The 3,452-nt window shown below is 54.8% G+C and carries 2 protein-coding genes; both read right to left on the reverse strand.

Features of this window, described 5'->3' with window-relative positions:
* A partial coding sequence (locus IGQ15_RS11185) for an ATP-binding cassette domain-containing protein (protein ID WP_297051781.1) occupies positions 1-198 on the reverse strand: 198 nt, incomplete at its 3' end.
* 102 nt (positions 199-300) lie between these two features.
* Positions 301-3,452 (reverse strand): efflux RND transporter permease subunit (locus IGQ15_RS11190; RefSeq protein ID WP_297051783.1); only part of this gene is annotated, 3,152 nt, incomplete at its 5' end.

Below are 3,452 nucleotides of genomic sequence, written 5' to 3' on the forward strand. Positions count from 1 at the left end.
CTCCTTGAGGGCGTGCTGCCGATAGTGAATTTCGCCAATCACATGGAGATTCGGAAAAAGTTCAATAAAGCGGTTCAAACCGCTTAACAGTAAGCTCTTGCCAGACCCAGAGGCACCGATCAAGGTCACCAGTTGTCGCGGCTGAATCGTGAGGCTGACATCCCTGAGCAGCGGTTGATTGCAGTAAAACACGCTCACTTGGCGTACCTCAAGGAGGCTATTTTGACCAACGGCAATAGGGTCAACAGCACTTGGGCAGAGGCGTCACCACCACTCTAAACAGTAATGTTGGCCTACAGCTTAACGCTCCTGAAGCTCCTCAGGGGAGGAACTCGTGGAGGGAACGGCTGGGGCTGGTAATGGCTTAGGAAGACTGCGGTGGGCGGTACGCTCAAAGCCATGCAGAATCACATAAAAACAGGGAATGAGAAAGAGGGTAAGCAGTGTTGCCACAGCCAAGCCAGAAAACACAACAATGCCAAGGGGCTGCAAAAATTCTGAGCCTTCGCCTAGCCCTAATGCCAAGGGGAACATCCCCACCACCGTTGTAATTGTGGTCATCATAATCGGGCGCAGACGGGCAGGGGCAGCTTTGCGAATGGCTTGGCTACGGCTACAGCCCTCCTGTCGGTAAATCTCATTCGCCAACTCCACCATGATGATGGCATTGTTGACGACAATGCCCACGAGCAAAATGGCACCGACAATTACCGTGGCGCCAATGGCCGTCCGTGTCAGGTACAAGCCCCAAATTCCACCGGCCAAGGCCAAGGGAATGGTAAACATAATCACTAGGGGGTCAAGCAGCGAGTTGTACTGTACCGCCATGACCACAAACACGAGAAAGGCCGCCAAACTGCCTAAGACCACTAAGGCCTGTTGCAATTGCTGATTGGCTTGAGCCGCCGTACTTGGCATCAGGGAGACGCCCGGCGGAAACTCCAGATCGTTGAGAATGTCATTCACTTGGGCAAGGGCAGCACTGAGACTGGCACCTTCAACAAGATTGCCCGCTAGCATAAAGACCTGCTGCTGGTTAATGCGACGAATTTCGCCGGGGGCTTGACTGGGTTCGATGCGAGCGACATCCCCAAGGCGGAGGGGACGGTTATTGGCGGTAAAAAGGGGAATCGTTGTCAGGTCAGCGGGCGTTTGAATGCTTTCACTGTCCAGTTGGACACGGATATCCACTAGGCGATCGCCCCGTTGCAGGCGGGTGGGCACAAACCCCTCCAAGGCGGTTTGAATCGTCTGACCGAGGTTGAGGGTATTCAGCCCCAGTTCACTGACGCGCTCCCAATCCGGCAGAATTGCAATTTCTGGCTGGCGAGGATCCGCATCGGGACGAAAGCGTACCAATGTGGCCTTTTCATCAAGGACTTGGAGGACTTGGCGACCAAAGCGGTTGAGGGTCTGCTCATCACTGCCCCGTAGCATCACATCCACATCGGCACCGCGTACAGGTGAGTTGGTGAGAATAATCCCCCGCACCTGGCCGGGACTCAGGCGCAGCCGCACCCCCACAAGGTTAAGTTGATCAAGGGCTTTTGTCGCTTCTGTAATGTAGCGATCCACATTCACCCCACGCCGCAGAATGATGTTGCTATTGGCTCGCAGGGGATTGGCAATCGTATTCGTGCCAAAGAGGGCACCGCCAGTGGTAGTAAAGACCGCCTCTGTGCCCGGTTGTGCCATCAGCACCTGATCCACTGCCTCCATGACACGGCGACTGGTGGGTAGGGGGGTTCCCGGTGGAAAAATGGCCATGAGGTTGACTTGACCCGTATTAATGCGCGGCAGCAGTTCTTGGGGAATTTGCTGGGCCAAAAGCCAACTTCCTCCCCCTAGAAGGGCGATCGCCAGCCCAACCACCAGCCAGCGTGCCCGTAGCACCTGCCCCAAGGCCCATTCATAGCGCCCCGTCAGCCAGAGGAACTTTTCATTAAAAAGGCGAATAAAGGCCACTTGCCGTAGACGATTTTGCACCCCCACCCCTAAAAGGCGGGAGGCCAAGGCCGGCACGACTGTGAGTGCCACCAGCAGCGATGCGGCAACAGCAAAACTAATCGTTAAAATCAATTCATTGAAGAGCAGCGCAATCAAGCCCCCCAGCAACAAAAAGGGCAAAATAGCGACCAAGTTAGTGAGGGTAGAGGCCAAAAGCGCTGATTCAATGCCTTGGCTACGCCGTTTCACTTCCTCAAGGTACTGCTCTTGGCTCATGTGGTGGGGGTCAATATCCGCCAAGGTTTCCAACATTACAATGGCGTTATCCACAACGATGCCCACCCCGAGAGCCAATCCACCCAAGCTAAACACATTAAGGGAGAAGTTAAATAGCCCCATCAGCAACATCGCGGCCATCGTTGACAGGGGAATTGCCAGCAAAATAATCAAGGTTTGCCGCACCGAGCCAAGGAACAGCAGCACCGCGATCGCCGCCAACAGAGTTCCCGTCAGGCCTGCAGTGATCACATTGTTCAGGGAGTTGCGGATATAAACAGATTCATCAAGGACAGGAATGATCTGCGCATCGCGGGGCACGAGATTGGCTGCCTGTAGCTCTGCTAAGCGGCGCTTGACACCATCGGCCACTTCCACCGTATTGGCTTCCGGCTGCTTAAGAATACTGACTTTAACGGCAGGTTGGCCATTGAGCGTCACAAATACCCGCTGCTCGGCACTACCATCTACGACTTGCGCCACATCCCGCAGATAGACCCGCTGACCATTGGCGCCCGTCAGCACCACATTCTCAATTTCACTGGCATTACGAAACCGTCCCACTGTGCGGGTTAAGGGTTCTGCCGTCTGGCCGCGAATGCGTCCGCCGGAGACATCTTGGTTGCGATCGCTGAGCACCGTTAAAATTTGGTTCAACCCTACGCCTGTGGCCTGCAATCGATTCAAATCGACAAGAATTCGTACTTCTTCAGTCGTCCCCCCAGAGACATCTACCCCTGCCACACCGGGGACAATACTGAGTTCGCGATCCAAATCCTCATCGGCAAAGACCCGTAACTGGCGGCCACTGAGGGTTTCTGAGGTTAGTGCAAACTCATAGACGGGCAATTGCGACGGATCAAACTTAAAGAGGCGCGGCGACTCAATAATATCGGGCAAGGTACTGCGGGCACGGTTAAAAGCGGCAGTGGCCTCATTTAAGGCCTGATCAACATCGCCACCCGGTTCAAAAAATAAATCAATACTGACCTGACCTTCACGGGTTTGGGAATAGACCTGCACCACTCCCTCCGTGCGACTCAGGGCTTCCTCAAGGGGCTTGGTCACCTCCTCAACAGCAACACTAGGCACCACCCCCGGAATATCCAGCCGTACCCCAATGCGCGGGTAGGTAATCCCCGGCAGCAGATCCACTTGCAGACGCAAAAGGATAAAGACCGCCAAAACAATCACTGTGAGGGTCAGCATCAGGGTGCCGATGTGGCGGG

It is taken from the genome of Thermosynechococcus sp. M98_K2018_005 (genome assembly GCF_015295825.1).
Lineage (GTDB): Bacteria > Cyanobacteriota > Cyanobacteriia > Thermosynechococcales > Thermosynechococcaceae > Thermosynechococcus.